At 69.0% G+C, this 18,048-nt stretch carries 13 protein-coding genes; 8 read left to right on the forward strand and 5 right to left on the reverse strand.

Going from position 1 to position 18,048, the window contains the following annotated elements; translation table 11 throughout:
* Positions 1–287 precede the first annotated feature (287 nt).
* From NS334_RS15010 to NS334_RS15020, 3 genes are all read left to right on the forward strand, one after another.
* The gene (locus tag NS334_RS15010) at positions 288–626 is read left to right on the forward strand and encodes a P-II family nitrogen regulator (RefSeq protein WP_058756769.1); all 339 of its coding nucleotides are present in this window, start codon (positions 288–290) and stop codon (positions 624–626) included.
* A gap of 98 nt (positions 627–724) precedes the next feature.
* On the forward strand, positions 725–2,137 hold the full coding sequence (gene glnA, locus NS334_RS15015; RefSeq protein WP_058756770.1) for a type I glutamate--ammonia ligase: 1,413 nt from the start codon (positions 725–727) through the stop codon (positions 2,135–2,137).
* Between the two features lie 268 nt (positions 2,138–2,405).
* Positions 2,406–2,999 carry an alpha/beta hydrolase gene (locus NS334_RS15020; RefSeq protein WP_058756771.1) on the forward strand — a complete coding sequence of 198 codons (594 nt, stop codon included), beginning with the start codon at positions 2,406–2,408 and terminating at the stop codon, positions 2,997–2,999.
* Between the two features lie 27 nt (positions 3,000–3,026).
* Here the strand turns inward: NS334_RS15020 and NS334_RS15025 are convergent, their stop codons facing one another.
* The 5 genes from NS334_RS15025 to uxuA all read right to left on the reverse strand — a co-directional run bounded on the left by NS334_RS15025 (position 3,027) and on the right by uxuA (position 10,425).
* The gene (locus NS334_RS15025; protein ID WP_241491981.1) at positions 3,027–5,300 is read right to left on the reverse strand and encodes a TonB-dependent receptor; all 2,274 of its coding nucleotides are present in this window, start codon (positions 5,298–5,300) and stop codon (positions 3,027–3,029) included.
* 166 nt (positions 5,301–5,466) lie between these two features.
* Positions 5,467–6,477 (reverse strand): sugar kinase, encoded by a 1,011-nt coding sequence (locus NS334_RS15030; RefSeq protein ID WP_058756772.1) that lies wholly within the window; start codon positions 6,475–6,477, stop codon positions 5,467–5,469.
* Positions 6,477–7,850, reverse strand: coding sequence for a mannitol dehydrogenase family protein (locus NS334_RS15035; RefSeq protein ID WP_058756773.1), 1,374 nt, complete (start codon positions 7,848–7,850; stop codon positions 6,477–6,479). Before NS334_RS15035 ends, NS334_RS15030 begins: the two co-directional genes overlap by 1 nt.
* Complete coding sequence (gene uxaC / locus NS334_RS15040) at positions 7,847–9,259, reverse strand: glucuronate isomerase (RefSeq protein ID WP_058756774.1); 1,413 nt, start codon at positions 9,257–9,259, stop codon at positions 7,847–7,849. The genes NS334_RS15035 and uxaC overlap by 4 nt, the downstream gene beginning before the upstream one ends.
* Positions 9,260–9,261: 2 nt before the next feature.
* Positions 9,262–10,425, reverse strand: coding sequence for a mannonate dehydratase (uxuA, locus tag NS334_RS15045; RefSeq protein WP_241491982.1), 1,164 nt, complete (start codon positions 10,423–10,425; stop codon positions 9,262–9,264).
* A 195-nt stretch (positions 10,426–10,620) separates the two neighbouring features.
* Between uxuA and NS334_RS15050 the strand changes: the two genes are divergently transcribed.
* The 5 genes from NS334_RS15050 to NS334_RS15070 all read left to right on the forward strand — a co-directional run bounded on the left by NS334_RS15050 (position 10,621) and on the right by NS334_RS15070 (position 17,928).
* Positions 10,621–11,964 (forward strand): FAD/NAD(P)-binding protein, encoded by a 1,344-nt coding sequence (locus NS334_RS15050; RefSeq protein WP_058756776.1) that lies wholly within the window; start codon positions 10,621–10,623, stop codon positions 11,962–11,964.
* Between the two features lie 95 nt (positions 11,965–12,059).
* Positions 12,060–13,196: a glycoside hydrolase family 43 protein gene (locus NS334_RS15055; protein ID WP_058756777.1), complete on the forward strand. Its 1,137-nt coding sequence runs from the start codon at positions 12,060–12,062 to the stop codon at positions 13,194–13,196.
* 231 nt (positions 13,197–13,427) lie between these two features.
* Entirely contained in the window at positions 13,428–14,867 is a 1,440-nt protein-coding gene (gene xylB, locus NS334_RS15060) for a xylulokinase (RefSeq protein ID WP_058756778.1), read from the forward strand.
* A 16-nt stretch (positions 14,868–14,883) separates the two neighbouring features.
* Positions 14,884–16,194, forward strand: coding sequence for a xylose isomerase (gene xylA / locus NS334_RS15065; RefSeq protein WP_058756779.1), 1,311 nt, complete (start codon positions 14,884–14,886; stop codon positions 16,192–16,194).
* Between the two features lie 153 nt (positions 16,195–16,347).
* Complete coding sequence (locus NS334_RS15070; RefSeq protein WP_058756780.1) at positions 16,348–17,928, forward strand: aldehyde dehydrogenase (NADP(+)); 1,581 nt, start codon at positions 16,348–16,350, stop codon at positions 17,926–17,928.
* Positions 17,929–18,048 lie beyond the last annotated feature (120 nt).

Consider the following 18,048-nt stretch of genomic DNA (forward strand, 5'->3'; position numbering starts at 1 on the left):
GCGTCCCCTGGATCGCCGCCGCATCCTGCGAGCAACAGTGACGATGCCGAGACGGCGGCGATCCAGGGGACGCGGGACATTCGCATGACGCCCGCATAATCCTGCCACTGTTAACAAATCGCCCTGCCCGCAAAAGTGGCAGCATAAGCGCATCTGCCCGAATTACAGGCAGCAGATTCCGCAGTTTTCCGCGAGTCGTCACCTTGCCCTTACCGGTTTCGACTGGCACGATCGGTGCACTGATGTCGGTGGGGCATCGAAGCTACCTGGGGTGGGGCGTTCGTCGCGTGAAGAAGATCGAAGCGATCATCAAGCCGTTCAAGCTGGACGAGGTGAAGGAGGCGCTGCACGAAATCGGCGTGTCCGGCATCACCGTGACCGAGGCGAAGGGCTTCGGCCGGCAGAAGGGCCATACCGAATTGTATCGCGGCGCCGAATATGTCGTCGACTTCCTGCCGAAGGTGAAGCTGGAGGTGGTCGTCGAGGACGGGCTGGCCGAACGCGTGGTGGAGGCGATCGCCGCCGCCGCGCAGACCGGCCGCATCGGCGACGGCAAGATCTTCGTGATCCCGGTCGAAACCGCGCTGCGCATCCGTACCGGCGAACGCGATAACGAAGCGATCTGATCCCCTTTCCCATCGCTCCGTTGTCATCGGGGCGTGCCACTTACCGCGCCACTCCGGCGGCTCGCCGGGGCGACGCCCATGCAAGAGAGAGCAACATCATGGCGAACACGGCCGCAGACGTTCTGAAGAAGATCAAGGAAGAAGAGATCGAGTGGGTCGATCTGCGCTTCACCGATCCCAAGGGCAAGTGGCAGCACCTGACCATGGTCGCCTCGGTCATGGGCGAGGACGAGTGGACCGACGGCCTGATGTTCGACGGCAGCTCGATCGAGGGCTGGAAGGCGATCAACGAGTCGGACATGATCCTGAAGCCGGATCTGGACGCGGTGTACACCGATCCCTTCTCGGCCACCCCGATGCTGATCGTGTTCTGCGACATCGTCGAGCCGTCGACCGGCGAGGGCTATAGCCGCGACCCGCGCACGACCGCGAAGCGCGCCGAGGCCTATGTCGCCACCACCGGCATCGGCGACACCGTGTACGTCGGCCCGGAAGCCGAATTCTTCATGTTCGACGACGTCCGTTTCGACACGTCGTACAACCAGTCGTACTTCAAGATCGACGATATCGAGCTGCCGACCAACACCGGCCGCGAGTATGAAGGCGGCAACATGGCGCACCGTCCGCGCGCCAAGGGCGGCTATTTCCCGGTCGCGCCGGTCGACTCGGCGGTCGACATCCGTGGCGAGATGGTCTCGACGATGCTCGAAATGGGCCTGCCCTGCGACAAGCACCACCACGAGGTCGCCGCCGCGCAGCACGAGCTGGGCCTGACCTTCGGCACGCTGACCACCACCGCCGACCGCATGCAGATCTACAAGTATGTCGTGCACCAGGTCGCGCACGCCTATGGCAAGTCGGCGACCTTCATGCCGAAGCCGATCAAGGAGGACAACGGCTCGGGGATGCACACGCACTTCTCGATCTGGCAGGGCAAGGAGCCGCTGTTCGCGGGCAACGGCTATGCCGGCCTGTCGGATACCTGCCTGTACTTCATCGGCGGCATCATCAAGCATGCCAAGGCGATCAACGCCTTCACCAACCCGACCACCAACAGCTACAAGCGGCTGGTGCCGGGGTACGAGGCGCCGGTGCTGCTCGCCTATTCGGCGCGCAACCGCTCGGCGTCGTGCCGCATCCCGTACGGCACCGGCCCGAAGGCGAAGCGCGTCGAGGTCCGCTTCCCGGACGCGATGGCCAATCCGTATCTCGCCTATGCGGCGCTGCTGATGGCGGGTCTGGACGGCATCCAGAACAAGATCCATCCGGGCGAGGCGATGGACAAGAACCTGTACGACCTGCCGCCGGCCGAGCTGGCGCAGGTGCCGACCGTCTGCGCCTCGCTGCGTGAGGCGCTCGAGTCGCTGCAGGCCGACCACGACTTCCTGCTGAAGGGCGACGTGTTCACCAAGGATCAGATCGAGGCCTATGTCGAGCTGAAGTGGGCCGACGTCGCGCGCTGGGAAATGACCCCCAGCCCGGTCGAGTTCGACATGTACTACAGCGCGTGAGGCTGCCGCGCCGGCAGCCGGTGCAGGCAAGCCTGCAACCGCGCTGTCGGCCGGCCTCGCGGCGCGAGGACCGACGGCGCGGCTTCGCCGCGTCGCCACCTCGCCAGCAAGCGGGCGCCCCGTCACACGGGCGCCCTTTTCGCGTCCGTCGCGCAAAAGCCAAACCTCATCGCGCGAAAGCCCAAATAGACTCCCCTTCGCGCGCGACCGGCGTAGCATGCATGGCATCTGCCACCATGACGGTCCGTGCCAGCCGGGAGCCACATCCATGTTCGCCATCGCCGCCAACGACCGCTTCGCGCCCTTCTCGATCGTCGCCGTATCCGATGCGGGACGGCCGGAACCGACGTGGCGGACGATGTTCGGCTGGCCCGCCGACGATCCCCGCACCATCCCGCTCACCGCCCGCTCGCGTGCGCAGCGCAAGATCTGGGCGGCGCGGATGGATCAGGCGGTGTGCGGGTCGCAGCGCCCGGTGCTGCTGGTCGCCGATGGCCTGGGATGCGCCGCCAGCGCCTGGTGGGGACGCCTGTCGCCCAGCGACTATGTGTCGCGGATCGCCGGGGCCCTGCTCTTCGCGCCGCGCGGCCACGAACCGGCCGGCGACGGGGATCCCGACCTGTTCGCCTCCCCGCCCGCGCCGCTCCCCTTCCCCTCGGTGGTCATCCAGCCGCGCGACACCGCCGCGCGGGTCGATACGGCGATCGCCACCTGGGGCAGCCGCATCGTCGAGGGACATCGCGACCGCCATGTCGCGCGCGAGACGGGTGCCTGGCGCCAGGCGCAGCGGCTGTTCCTGCGCATGACGCAACAGGTCGCCGCCCATGAGGTCGATCGCGCGAAGGCGCTGATCGGGCGATAGCCGCCCGATCCGCGCCCCGTCACCCGATCAATAGTTCAGCGCGAGCCGCACACCGGCATAGCGACGATAATCGCGCGGCAGGATCGCCTGCGTCGCGATCCGGTTGCCGAAATTACCCGCCGTGTTGAGCAGCGAGGCGTAATAACGTTCGTCGAACAGGTTGTTGACGAATGCCGTCGCCTCCCACCGCCGGTCGTGCGACCGCACGCCCAGGCTGAGGTTGACGATCGTGAACGCCGGCTGGAACGTCTCGGGATCGCCGGCGACATAATACAGGCTGCTCTGATATTGCCCCGCGACCTGCGCGAAGCCGTCGATCCGGTCGGTCAGCGTCGGGGTATAGTCGATCGACCCCGACCCCTTCCATTGCGGCGCCTGCGGCGCGCGCGCGCCGCTCAGGTCGCGGCGCCCCGGCGAACCCGTACACCCCTGCGCGACCGTCTGGAGCGGATAGCATTGCGACACCGGGAACGACGTGTATTTCGCGTCGAGATACGTCACCCCCGCCCCGACGTTCAGATCCTGCCGCAGCCGCGCCGAGGTCTCGAACTCCAGCCCCTTGGTGTTGAAGCGGCCGACGTTGGTCAGGCGATAGGCGCTCGATCCGTCCGCGAACGTCTCGATCGTCTGCGCCTGAAGGTCGGTATAATCGGTGTCGAAATAGGTGACGTTGAAGGTCAGCCGCCGTTCGAGCAACTGCGCGCGCACGCCCAGTTCCTTGTCGCGCGACCGCTCCGGCCGCACCGGCCCGGCCAATGCGCGGTTGCGGTTGAAGCCGGTCGTCAGGTCATAGGTCTGCCCCTTGTACCCGGTCGAATAGCTGCCGAAGACCATCAGGTCGCGCGTCGCCTGATAATCGAGCCCCAGGTGATAGGTCGCGGCGGTGTCGCTGGCATGGCCGTCGAAATTGGTCGAGGCCAGCCGGTCCGCGAACGTATACTTGATCCGCTCGTTCTGGAGCCGTCCGCCGACCTGCGCGGTCAGCTTCGGCACGAATTCCCAGTCGATCTGCCCGAAGCCCGCGATCTGCCGCGATCCGGTTGTGCCGTACCAATTGGCCAGCGAGAAGACCGGCCCGCGCGCGAACGGGCGCTGGAACCCGGTGTTGGCGTAATAAAGGCCCAGCGCATAGCGGAACGCATCGTCGCCCGGCGACAACAACCGGATCTCCTGCGTGAACAACCGCGAGCGGAACGCGCCGATCTGCGTGTTGCGGCCCGCCGGCACCGTCGCCGACGTGTCGTCGACGTCGATCATGTCGTCCAGCCGGAACCGGTCATAGGACGTCAGGCCCAGGATGTTGATCTTGCCGATGTTGAAGTCGCTGCGCAGCAACGTCCCCCAGCCCGAAAACTTCGTGCGCGAGCGGTAGTTGTTGCTGATGTCCTGATTGTCGGCATCGATCGTGATGCCCGGCATCGTCACCGCCTGCGTCTGCCCGGCGATATTGCGCAGCAGCGCGTCACTCGCCATCCGGATGAACGGACGCCCGACCGTCGTGTTCCCGTTCAGATAGTTGCCCGACAGCGTGAAGGTCGCGTCGGGCGACGCCTTCCAGCGCAGCTTGGCGCGGGTATTCAGCGTCTCGCGTCCGTTCGATCGCTCGCCGTTGGCGCGGTTGACGACATTGCCGTCCCAGTCGGAATAACTGGCGGAGACGACGTAGCCGAGCGTGTCGCTGATCGGGCCGGTGACGCTGACGCCGCCCGCGCGCTCACGATCGCCGGTCGCCAGCGCATGGGCGCGGACGTGCAAGTCGTCGGTCGGCTGCACCGTCATGATCTTGATGAGCCCGGCCGAGGCGGCCTTGCCGTACAGCGTGCTCTGCGGCCCGCGCAGCACCTCGATCTGCGCGATATCCGGCAGGTCGGTATAGACGCGCGCCATGAACGGCATCGCCACGCCGTCGACGGTGATCGCGACGCTCGGCTCGACACCGATTCCGAACGCCAGCGTGCCGACGCCGCGCAGCGAGACGTTGGAGCTGACCGGCTGGTCGGCGGGGCGAATCACCAGCGACGGGCTCACCTTGCCCAGTTCCTGGAAGTTGCGCACGCCTTGCGCCTCCAGTTGCGCGGGCGTGATAACCTGCACGGCCAGCGGCACGTCCTGGATATTCTCGAAGCGCTTCTGCGCGGTCGTGGTGACGACGATCCCCGCCGTGGCCGGCTCTGCCGTCGACGCCTCCGCCGCGCCGACCGCCTCGGCCGTCCCGGCCGCGACGACGACGCCGTCGATCGCCTCGCCGCCCGCCGGCCGCTCCGCCGCCGCCGCACCAGTCGAGCTCAGTGCGATCATCATGACGCCGTAGCAAACCGTCGATTTTAGAAACACCATATCCGCCCCTGTTCCGTCTTCGTGACGGACAAAGGGTAAACACGCCGGATTTCGACCGGGTTAATCAGGCGATGAACAAGAAACGGCGCGCATCAGCCACACCCGGCGGAGAAGTTGACACTTCGTTGCGTCAGCGCCGCACGTCCAGTCCGTCATTCAGGAACGCGTCGACATCGGCCTGACGGAACAGCGCGGCATCGCCCGGCAGCGAATGCTTGAGTGCCGCGATCGCCAGTCCCGTCTCGGCCGCCGCCGCGATCCCCTGCCCCTGACGCAGCGCGTGGAGCACGCCGGCCGCGAAGGCATCGCCGCCGCCGATGCGGTCGACGATCCCCACCAGCAACGTCTCGGGCGTCTGCGCGGAATCATCTCGCGTATCGATCCGCGCCGACAGTCGATTGCGATCGACATGCTCGACATGCCGCGCGGTCGAGGCGATCGTCATCAGCCTCGGAAAGCGCGCGAACGCCGCCTCCGCCGCCGCGCGCCGCCGGTCCTCGCCCGCGCCCCCGAAATCGTCACGCCCCAGCAGCAAGGCGATATCGCGGTGGTTGCCGAACATCAGGTCCGCATGTTCGACGATCCGCGTCAGGATCGCGCGCGGATCGCCGTCCCAGCGCGCCCAGAGCTTGCCGCGCCAGTTGCCGTCGAACGACACCGCGATGCCGCGCGCGCTCGCCGCCGCGGCCGCCGCGATCGCGCTCTCGGCCGGCACCGGCCCCAGCGCGGGGGTGATTCCCGACAGGTGCAGCCGGTCGACGCCGTCCAGGATCGCATCCCAGTCCCACGCGCTCACCGGCGCCTCCGCGAACGACGAACCGGCGCGGTCGTAGATCACCTCGGTCGCGCGCATCCCCGCGCCGGAGGTGACGAAGTACAGGCCCATCCGCTCGCCGCCGGTCTGGATATGCCGTACGTCCACACCATGTCCGCGCAGCGTCGTGACCGCGCTGCGCCCCAGGTCGTTGTCGGGAACGCGGCTCGCCATCGCGACGTCATGCCCCAGCCGGGCGAGCTGCGTGACGACGTTCGCCTCCGCGCCCGCCACCCACACGTCGAAGCGCGGGCTCTGCATCAGCAGTTCGCGCCCCGGGGGCGAGAGCCGCAGCATGATCTCGCCAAACGCCAGAAACGTCCCCATCACCCCTGCTCCACCAGTGCGGCCAGCGTCGCGCGCTCGCCTTCGTCCGCGTGCCAGCGCGCCGCGAACGTCCCGTCGTCACCGAACAGCGCCTCGACCATCCCGCGCGCATCGTTCCCGCGCCACAGGGCGGCCAGTTCGTCGCCCATCGGGTCGTTGACCGGCCCCGCCTGCCCGCGCAGGTGCCGCAGCCAGCCCGCCAGCGCGGCCAGCGTCGCGGGGCTCTCGACGCCCCGTGCGCGATTGATCGTCAGCGGCTCCAGCCAGCGCGGCCCGACCTTCTGCGATCCGTCGCTGGCGATCTGCGCCAGCCGGTGCGCCAGCGACGGATTGGCGAAGCGCGCCAGCAGCGCGTCGGCATAGCCGTCCAGATCCTGCCCCGGCGCGGGGTCCAGGCTCGCCGCCGCCTCCCGCCGCATCAACCGCTCGACGACCGTGCGCACCGCCGGATCCGCGACCGCCTGGTGGACGAACTCATGCCCGGCGCCCAGCCCCAGATAGGCGAGCGCCGAATGCGCGCCATTCAGCATCCGCAGCTTGGCGGTCTCATACGGGCGGACGTCCGCCACGAATTGCGCGCCGCCGGCATCCCAGCGCGGGCGGTCGGCGGCGAAGCGATCCTCGATCACCCATTGCCGGAACGGCTCGGTGACGACCGCGCCCGCGTCGCGCAGGCCGATCCGCGCCTCCAGCCGGTCGAGATCGTCCGGCGCGGTCGCCGGCACGATCCGGTCGACCATCGTCGACGGACACGCCCAGTCGCGCTCGAACCACGCCAGCGCCTCACTGGACAACAGCGACGCCACACCGTCACGCAGCACATGGCCGTTGTCGGTCATATTGTCGCAGCTGACCAGCGTCATCGGCCCCGCGCCCGCCGCATGACGATCGCGCACCGCCCGCGACAGATAATGGTAGATCGTGCCGCCTGCCGCCTCGACCGAGGCGCCGTCGATCCCGCCACCTGGCAGGCGGTGATAGCCCTTCTCGGTCACGGTCAGCGTCACGATCCGCGTTGCGGGCGCGGCCAGCGCGGCGGCGACCGCCATCGGATCGCGCGGCGCGACCAGCACCTCGCGCACCGCCTCGATCAACCGCACCCGCTCGCCCTCGGCATCGCGGGTCGCGACCGTGTACAGCCCGTCCTGCGGCGCGAGCTGGTCGTGGACCTGCGCCGAGCGCAGCGAGACGGCGGTGATCCCCCAGTCGCGATCGCCCGCCGCCATCGCATCGTCGGTATAGACCGCCTGATGCGCGCGGTGGAACGCGCCGATCCCCAGGTGGACGATCCCGCGCGCCTGCCCCTGCCGCTCGTAACCGGCCTGCGCGACCTCGCCGGACAGTCGGTCGCGCGTCGCCTCCGACAGCCTCACAGCCTGTACGCCCGGCGCACCAGCCCGCTGGTCAGCTCATGCGCCAGCTCGACCGCTTCCCAGTCCTCGATGCGATGTTCCGCGACCAGCCGCGCCAGGAACGCGCAGTCGACGCGCCGCGCGACGTCGTGCCGCGCCGGGATCGACAGGAACGCGCGCGTGTCGTCGTTGAAGCCGACGGTGTTGTAGAAGCCCGCCGTCTCGGTCGTCAGCTCACGGAAGCGCCGCATTCCCTCCGGCGAATCGTGGAACCACCATGCCGGCCCCAGCTTCAGGCACGGATAATGGCCCGCCAGCGGGGCGAGTTCGCGCGCATAGACGCTCTCGTCCAGCGTGAAGAGGATGATGGTCAGGTCGCGCTCCGTGCCGACCACGTCCAGCATCGGCTTCAACGCCTGCACATATTCGGTCCGCAGCGGAATGTCCGCGCCCTTGTCGCGGCCGTGGCTGGCGAACAGTCCGGCATTGTGGTTGCGGAAGCTGCCGGGATGGATCTGCATCACCATCCCGTCCTCGACGCTCATCTTCGCCATCTCGGTCAGCATCTGCGCGCGGAACAGCTCCGCATCGTCGGCGTCCCACGTGCCGCCGACGATCCGCGCGAACAGCGCCTCGCATTCCGCCGTGGACAGGTTGGCGGTGCGCGCGGTCGGATGGCCGTGATCGGTCGCGGTCGCGCCGGCCGCGCGGAAATCGGCGCGGCGCTTCCGATGCGCGGCGAGATAGCCGGACCAGCTATGGACGTCCTCGCCGGTCAGCTCTGCGAACGTAGCGAGCGCGCCCGCGAACTGCTCATGCTCGACGTCGATCACGCCGTCGGGGCGATAGGTGGTGACGACCCGCCCGCCCCAGCCCGAGGCACGGATCGCGTGATGCGCGTCGAGCCTGTCATGCGCGCCCTCGGTCGTGGCGAGGAAGTCGATGCGGAAGCGGTCGAACAGCGCGCGCGGGCGATAGGCGTCGCTCGCCAGCGCGTCGGTGATCGTGTCGTAATACAGGTCGGCGGTCCCGGCATCCAGCCGGACGTCGAACCCGAACACCTCGGCGAACACATGGTCCAGCCACATCCGCGACGGCGTGCCGCGAAACAGGTGATAGTTCCCCGCGAACACCCGCCACGCCGCGCGCGGATCGGTCGCGGGCACGCCACCGCGACGCGGGATCGCCAGATCGTCCAGCGCGACGCCCTGCGAGTACAGCATCCGGAACACATAATGGTCGGGCGCGAGCAGCAGGGTGGTCGCATTCTCCCACTTGGCGTCGGTCGCGAACCATGTCGGATCGGTATGGCCGTGCGGGCTGACGATCGGCAGCGCGCCGATCTCCTTATAGAGCGTCCTCGCGATCCCGCGCGTCGTCGGGTCGGCGGGGAACAGACGGTCGGGATTGAGGTCCAGCGGAGTCGCCATCGTCAGTTCGCCCTTCCGTATGCCAGCCCGCGCTCCAGCCCGCGCAACTCCGCCAGTCCGCGCATCCGCCCGAGCAGCGAATAGCCCGGATTGGTCAGCTTGTTCAGGTCGTCGATCATCTGGTGCCCGTGATCGGGGCGCATCACGATCGAGCGCCCCTCGCGCCGCTGGAGCGCGACGACCTCGGCCACCACCGAGGTCATTTCCGCGCTGCCCTCCAGATGCGCCGCCTCGTGGAACGCGCCGTCCGGCTCGCGCTGCACGCTGCGCAGGTGCAGGAAGCCGATCCGCTCACCCAGCCGCCGGACCATGCCCGGCAAATCGTTGTCGGCGCGCACCCCGAACGATCCGGTGCAGAAACACAGGCCGTTCGCCATGCTCGGCACCGCCGCGAACAGCGCGGTCACGTCCGCCTCGGTGCTCACCATGCGCGGCAGGCCGAAGATCGGGAACGGCGGATCGTCGGGGTGGACGACCAACCGGATGCCGCATTCCTCCGCGACCGGGCACATCGCCTCCAGAAAGGCGATATGGTTGGCGCGCAACTGGTCCGGGCCGGTGTCGGCATAGCCGTTGATCGCGTCGAGGAACTGCGCGGAGGTGAAACTCTCCTCGCTGCCCGGCAGCCCGGCGATGATCGTCCGCTCCAGCCGCCCCCGCGCCTCGTCGTCCATGCCGGCGAACCGCCGCGCGGCGCGCTCCACCACCTCGGGCGCATAATCCGCCTCGGCGCCCGGCCGCTTCAGGATATGCAGGTCATAGGCCGCGACCGCCTCCAGCTCGAAGCGCAGCGCACGCGCGCCATCGGGCAGTTCCCACGCCAGATCGGTACGCGTCCAGTCGAGCAGCGGCATGAAATTGTAGGTGACGATCGTCACCCCCTCCGCCGCCAGGTTGCGCAGCGTCGCGGCATAATGGTCGAACAGCCGGTCGCGGTTCGGCGCGGCGGTCTTGATCCCCTCGTGCACCGGCACGCTCTCGACCGTGGTCCAGCCCAGCCCCGCCGCCGCGATCAGCGCGCGGTGCGCGGCGATGTCCTCGCGCGGCCAGACCATGCCGTTGGGAATATGGTGAAGCGCGGTGACCACCTCGGTCGCGCCCGCCTGCCGGATATGCGCCAGCGGCACCGGATCGCGCGGCCCGAACCAGCGCATCGCCTGCGTCATCAACACGTCCGTCACCCTCCCCGACATTCTCTCGACCGCGCGTGTTAGCGATAACATCACACGATGCAAGCAGACTGGCCTTGCCCGGCGGCCGCTTGGGCGGGATACCCGCTCCGGCCGTCACACCCGGCGGCATGGCACAGGGTCGGACAGGATGATAGCCGCCAACCATCCGTCGCACGCCGGAGCGCGCGCATGATCCGCCATGTCGCGATCGTCGGCGGCGGTTTTTCGGGGGCGCTCCTCGCCATCAACCTGCTCCGCCATGACGGCCCGCGCGCGACCCTGATCGAGCGTCGCGCCGCGCAGCTCGGGCGCGGCGTCGCCTATAGCGCGGCGCATGAGGAGCATCTGCTCAACGTCCGCGCCGGCAACATGAGCGCGCTGCCCGACGACGCCGATCATTTCGTCCGCTGGCTGACCCGCAACGCGCTGGGCGACCGCACCACCTTCGTCCCCCGCCGCGTCTATGGCCGCTACCTGCGCGAGATGCTGGAGGACGCCGCCGCCACGCATCCGCATCGCCTGACCCTGATCGAGGACGAGGTCCGCGCCGCAACCCGCGACGGCGCACTGACGCTGGGCGGCGGCGGGCGACTGGCGGCGGATGCGGTCGTGCTGGCGCTCGGCAACCTTCCCCCGCACACCCCGCCGGGCCTCGCTCCAGCGACGCTGCCGCCGGGCGTCTATCGCGGCGATCCATGGGCGGGGGACATCGCGGAGGGGCTGACCGACGAGGATATCGTCGTCCTGGTCGGCAGCGGACTGACCGCGGTCGACGCCGCGCTGCTGCTCGATTCGAGCGGCTTCGGCGGACGCATCCTTGCCGTGTCGCGGCGTGGCCTGGCCCCGCGCCGCCACGCCGATGGCCCCGCCCGCCCCGGCCTGTCGGAGCGTCCCGCCGCCACGCTCTCGGCGCTGCTCCGCCACGTCCGCACCCGCGCCGACACGATCGGCTGGCGTGCGGCGGTCGACGAACTGCGCCCCGTGACGCAGATGATGTGGGGTGCCGCCGACGCCACGACCCGCGCGCGCTTCCTGCGCCACCTCCGCCCGTGGTGGGACGTCCACCGCCACCGCCTCGCCCCCGCCATCGCCGACCGGATCGACGCGCTGACCGCCAGCGGCCGGCTGGAGATCGCCGCCGGCAAACTGATCGCCGCGCACGCCGACGGCACGCACACGCTGCTCGACTGGCGACCGCGCGACGGCACGCAACCCCGTCGCACCCGCGCCGCGCGAATCGTCAATTGCACCGGGCCGCAGGGCGACCTGCTCCGTTCCACCGAACCGCTGATCCGGCAGCTGCTCGCCGACCGGCTGATCCGCCCCGACGATCTGCGCATCGGGCTGGACGTCGATGCACAGTCGCGGGTGGTGGCCGCCGATGGTCATGTGATCGACACGCTCTATTGCATCGGCCCGATGACGCGCGGCGGCTTGTGGGAAGTCGTCGCCGTCCCCGACATCCGGCAACAGAATTTCACTCTCGCGCGCCGTCTCGCCAACGCGCAATGGGTGGGGGGCGAGGGACTCTGACGCGAAACCAGTTGCGTCCCATTCATGGTAGCGCTACCTAATCGCCGAAGGGCGGGCAGAGACCCGCCGCACGAATCCTGAGAGGAGCCGAAACGATGCGCCGCACCCATGTTGCCCGCCGCCTGTTGCCGGTGCTCGCCGCGCTGCCATTGATCGCGTGCGGCGAACGTGCCACCACCGCCGGCAATGCCGCCACCGCCAATACGGCCGCGGCGACGACCGCCGGCACCGGGCCGCTGGCCAAGGACGGTCGCCACTATCTGTCGCAGCCGCTCGTCACCGATTTCTACACCGCCGACCCCTCCGCGCACGTCTTCGACGGCAAGCTCTATATCTACCCCAGCCACGACATCGACGGTTCGGCGAAGGAAGACGATCTCGGCGGCCATTTCGAGATGCGCGACTATCGCGTGCTCAGCATGGACGAACCCGGCGGCAAGGTGACGGCGCACTCGGTCGCGCTCGATGTCAAGGACGTGCCCTGGGCCGACAAGCAGATGTGGGCCCCCGACGCCGCCTACAAGAACGGCACCTATTACCTCTATTTCCCGGCCAAGGATAAGGCGGGCGCGTTCCGCATCGGCGTCGCCACCTCGAAATCGCCGGTCGGCCCGTTCAAGGCCGAGCCGAAGCCGATCACCGGCAGCTTCTCGATCGACCCGGCGGTGTTCACCGACACCGACGGCAAGAGCTATATGTATTTCGGCGGCATCTGGGGCGGCCAGCTTCAGCGCAACACCACCGGCACCTACGATCCGAACGGCTCGAAGACCGATCTGGGCGCCGACGACAAGCCGGCGCTGACCCCGAAGGTCGCGCCGATGGCCGCCGACATGAAGGAGTTCGCCGCCAGGCCCCGCGACGTCGTGATCCTCGACGAAAAGGGCAAGCCGCTGCTCGGCGGCGACCACGACCGGCGCTTCTTCGAGGCGTCGTGGATGCACAAGTACAAGGGCAAATATTACTTCAGCTATTCGACCGGCGACACGCATTATCTGGTCTATGCGGTCGGCGACTCCCCGTTCGGTCCCTTCACCTACAAGGGCCGGATCCTGGAGCCGGTCGAAGGCTGGACGACGCATCATTCGATCGTCGAGTGGAAGGGCAAGTGGTGGCTGTTCTACGCCGACACGCAGCTGTCCGGCCAGACGCGCCTGCGCAACGTCAAGATGACCGAGCTGCACTACAATCCCGACGGCACGATCCAGACCATCGACCCGTTCGTGAAGTGATGGGGGCGATGGAGCGCCCCTCCTACCGCCCCGGCGGACGCCGGGGTGGCAGCAGTGGCGGGCGCCCCCCTCCACCACCCGTCACCCCGGCGAAGGCCGGGGTCCAGTTGGGGGACGCCTCAGCATCTCACGGGCGGCCCGCCACTGGACCCCGGCCTCCGCCGGGGTGACGGCGGAAGGGAAGCCCGCCCTTCGTCCCACCACGCCGCACCACATCACAAAGGCCTGACCATGTTCCTCGGCATCGACATCGGCACCTCGGGCGTGAAGGCGGTGGTGATCGACCGCGATGGCGCGATCGCCGCGCAGGCGACCGCCGCGCTCACCGTCCAGCGCCCGCACCCGCTATGGTCCGAACAGGATCCGGACGCCTGGTGGCAGGCGACCGACGCCGCCGTCCGCGCGCTGCCCGCCGACGTCCGCCGTGCTGTGCGCGGCATCGGCATCGCCGGTCAGATGCACGGCGCGACGCTGCTCGGTGCCGACGACCGCCCTCTGCGCCCCGCGATCCTGTGGAACGACGGCCGCTCCTTCGCCGAATGCGAGGAACTGGAACGCGCCGTTCCGACTCTGCGCGACACCGCCGCGAACATCGCGATGCCCGGCTTCACCGCGCCCAAGCTCCTCTGGGTCAGGCATCACGAACCCGATACGTTCGCCGCGATCCGCACCGTCCTGTTGCCGAAGGATCACGTTCGGCTGCTGATGACCGGCGAGAAGGCGTCCGACGTCTCCGACGCCGCCGGAACCCTGTGGCTCGACGTCGCCAAGCGCGACTGGTCGGACAACCTGCTCGCCGCCACCGGCCTCACCCGCGACCAGATGCCGCGCGCGGTCGAGGGCAGCGACGTCACCGGCACGCTCCGCCGCGAGATCGCCGACAGCTGGGGCATGGACGCCGTCCCGGTTGCTGGCGGCGGCGGCGACAATGCCGCCGGGGCTGCCGGGATCGGCGTCGTCCGCGACGGCGACGCGCTTCTGTCGCTCGGCACCTCCGGCGTGATCTTCGTCGCCACCGACACGCTGCGCGCCAACCCCGCCGCCGCCGTCCACGCCTTCTGCCATTGTATCCCCGGCATGTGGCACCAGATGGCGGTCCATCTCTCCGCCGCCGTCTGCGTCGACTGGGTCGCGCGGCTGATCGGCGCGCCCGGCGCGGCGGACGTCTTCGCGCGCGCCGAACAGGCCGGGCCCGGCAATGGCCCCGAACTCTTCCTCCCCTATCTGTCGGGCGAGCGTACCCCGCACAACAACGCGCAGGTACGCGGCGGCTTCCTCCACCTCGACCACGACACCACGCCCGAGCGGCTGGCGCAGGCGGTGCTGGAGGGCGTCGCCTTCGCGCTCGCCGATGGCGTCCGCGTGCTGCGCGAGTCCGGCACGAAGGTCGAACGCCTCTCGGTCATCGGCGGCGGCGCCCGCTCGCGCTATTGGGGCGAGACGCTCGCCGCCGCGCTCGAGGTCGAACTGGCCTATCTCAAGGGCGGCGAAGTCGGCCCCGCGATGGGGGCCGCACGCCTCGCGCAGCTCGCGGTCGACGGCGGCACCCCCGCCGAGGTCTGCGTCGCCCCGCCCGTCAGCCACATCATCACCCCCGAATCGTCGCTGGTCGACCGGCTCGCCCCCAAGCGCGCCGCCTTCCGCGCCGCCTATCCCCGCATCAAGCCCTAAAAGGAGCACAGCCCCCATGAGCACCGACTTCTTCGCCGACATCCCGCAGATCAAATATGAGGGCCCCGAAACCACCAACGAACTCGCCTATCGTTTCTACGACAAGGACCGGGTCGTCCTCGGCAAGCGGATGGAGGACCACCTCCGCTTCGCCGCCTGCTTCTGGCACACCTTCTGCTGGCCGGGCTCCGACGTCTTCGGCGGCGGCACCTTCAACCGCCCGTGGCACGCCGGCGCCAACGACAGCGCGGCGGCGGCGCAGAAGCGCGAGGTCGCGTTCGACTTCTTCACGAAGCTCGACGTGCCCTATTATTGCTTCCACGACGTCGATGTGATGGCCGACGCGAACGGCGTCGCCGAACATCGCCGCTACTTCGCCGAGGCGGTCGACCATCTGGAGAAGCTCCAGGCGTCGTCGGGCCGCAAGCTGCTGTGGGGCACCGCCAACCTCTTCGGCAACCCGCGCTTCGCCGCCGGTGGCGCGACCAACCCGGACCCGGAAGTCTATGCGTTCGGCGCGATGCAGGTCCGCGACGCGCTGGAGGCGACGCACCGCCTCGGCGGCAGCAACTATGTCCTCTGGGGCGGTCGCGAGGGTTATGAGACGCTCGCCAACACCGACCTGAAGCGCGAGCTCGACAATCTCGGCCGCTTCCTCACGCTGGTCGTCGAGCACAAGCACAAGATCGGCTTCGACGGTACGATCCTGATCGAGCCGAAGCCGCACGAGCCGACCAAGCATCAGTACGACTTCGACACCGCCACCGTGTACGGCTTCCTGAAGAAGTACGGGCTGGAGAATGAGGTCAAGGTCAACATCGAGGCCAACCACGCCACGCTCGCGGGCCATACGTTCGAACATGAGATCGCGATGGCCGGCGCGCTCGGCATCTTCGGCTCGATCGACGCCAATCGCGGCGATCACCAGAACGGCTGGGACACCGATCAATTCCCGAACTCGGTCGAGGAACTGACGCTGGCGATGCTGGAGATCATCCGTGCGGGCGGCTTCACCACCGGCGGCTTCAACTTCGACGCCAAGGTCCGCCGCCAGTCGATGGACGCGGTCGATCTGTTCTACGGCCATGTCGGCGGCATCGACGTCGTCGCCAAGGGCCTGCTCAACGCCGCCGCGCTGATCGAGGACGGTCGCCTCGACGCGATCAAGGCCGAACGTTACGCCGGCTGGGAGGCGGACTTCGGCCAGCAGGTGTCGCGCCTCGACCTCGCCGGGATCGCCGATCTGGCGGAAAGCGCCGACGTCAATCCGCGCCCGCGCTCGGGCCGTCAGGAGCGGATCGAGAACATCGTCAACCGCTTCATCTGATATCCATGCGCGCCCCCGGAAACAGGCTGCGAATGCCATGACCGGGGGTGTTTTCGTGTGCGATTGATGACGCGCGATCGGCCGCGCGGGGTTGCGAAAGCCGCCCCGGCGGCCTATTTAATGTCGGACTAATTCCATCACCGAAGGACGATCATGATCGACGGAGCGATGCTCATCGGCGCCGAGGCGCGTCAGGCTGACAAGCGGTTCACCTCGGTCGATCCGTCGACCGGCGCGACGCTGACGCCTGATTTCTCTTCCGCCGGTCCCGATGCGGTCGACGCCGCCTGCGCGCTGGCGGCCGAGGCGTTCCCGACATTCGCCGCGACCGATCCGGAGGCACGCGCCGCCTTCCTTGAAGGAATCACCGAGGAAATCCTGGCACTTGGCGACGATCTGATCGTCCGCGCGATGCAGGAAAGCGGCCTGCCGCGCGCCCGTCTCGAGGGCGAGCGTGGCCGCACCGTGGGGCAGCTCAAGCTGTTCGCGCAGGTCGTACGGCAGGGCGACTGGCTCGACGCGACGATCGACCCCGCGATGCCCGACCGCCAGCCGCTGCCGCGCCCTGATCTCCGCCGCATGAACGTCGCGCTCGGCCCCGTCGCGGTGTTCGGCGCGTCGAACTTCCCGCTCGCCTTCTCGGTCGCGGGCGGCGACACCGCCTCCGCGCTCGCGGCGGGCTGCCCGGTCGTGGTGAAGGGCCACCCCGCCCACCCCGGCACCGGCGAACTGGTGGCACGCGCCATCGCCAAGGCGGTCGAAAAGGCCGGCCTCCCGGCGGGCACCTTCTCCTATCTGCCGGGTGAAACCAACGAATTGGGCGGCGCGATCGTCCGCGACCCGCGCATCAAGGCGGTCGGCTTCACCGGCTCGCGCGGCGGTGGCATGGCGCTGATGAAGATCGCCGCCGAGCGTGACGAGCCGATCCCGGTCTATGCCGAAATGTCGGCGATCAACCCGGTCGTCATCATGCCGCACGCGCTCGAAGCACGCGGCGCGGCGCTGGCCCCGGCGTACGTCCAGTCGCTGACGATGGGCGCGGGCCAGTTCTGCACCAACCCCGGCCTCGTCCTCGCGATCGCCGGCCCGGCGCTCGACGCCTTCGTCGAAGCCGCCGGCGCTGCGCTGACCGACAGCGCGCCCAGCACGATGTTGACCCCGGGCATCCACGCCAGCTTCGAAAAGGGCGTCGAGGCGCTCGCCGCGCATTCGGCGGTCACGACCGTCGCCCGCGGCAAGGTCGGTGAGGGCGTCAATCAGGCGGTCGGCGCGCTGTTCCGCACCGATGCCGACGCCTTCCTCGCCGATCGCGCGCTGGGCCATGAAGTGTTCGGCTCGTCGTCGATCGTCGTCGCCTGCCGCGATCTGGCCGAGGTCAAGAAGGTCATCGCCAGCCTCGAGGGTCAGCTGACCGCGACGCTCCAGATCGATGCCGAGGACGAAGCCGATGCGAAGGCGCTGATCCCGGTCCTCGCCGACCGCGTCGGCCGGATCCTCGTCAACGGCTGGCCGACCGGCGTCGAAGTCGCCCCGGCAATGGTCCACGGCGGTCCGTTCCCCGCCACCAGCGACGGCCGCACCACCTCGGTCGGCACCGGCGCGATCTACCGCTTCCTGCGCCCGGTCAGCCTCCAGAACCTGCCCGCCAGCCTGCTGCCGGACGCGGTGGCGGACACGAACCCCTGGGGCATCGCCCGCCGCATCGACGGCAAGCGCGAGGCCTCGCCCCGGTAATCGTTGCGGTTGTTTCGGGTACGGAAGGGCGGTCCTGCGGGGCCGCCCTTTTCTGTCCCTTATACCCATCTGACGCTGCCGACGAAGAGGAACAGGGTAAGTGCGGGGGTCGAGGCGACA

This window comes from Sphingomonas endophytica (assembly GCF_001476895.1).
Lineage (GTDB): Bacteria > Pseudomonadota > Alphaproteobacteria > Sphingomonadales > Sphingomonadaceae > Sphingomonas > Sphingomonas endophytica_A.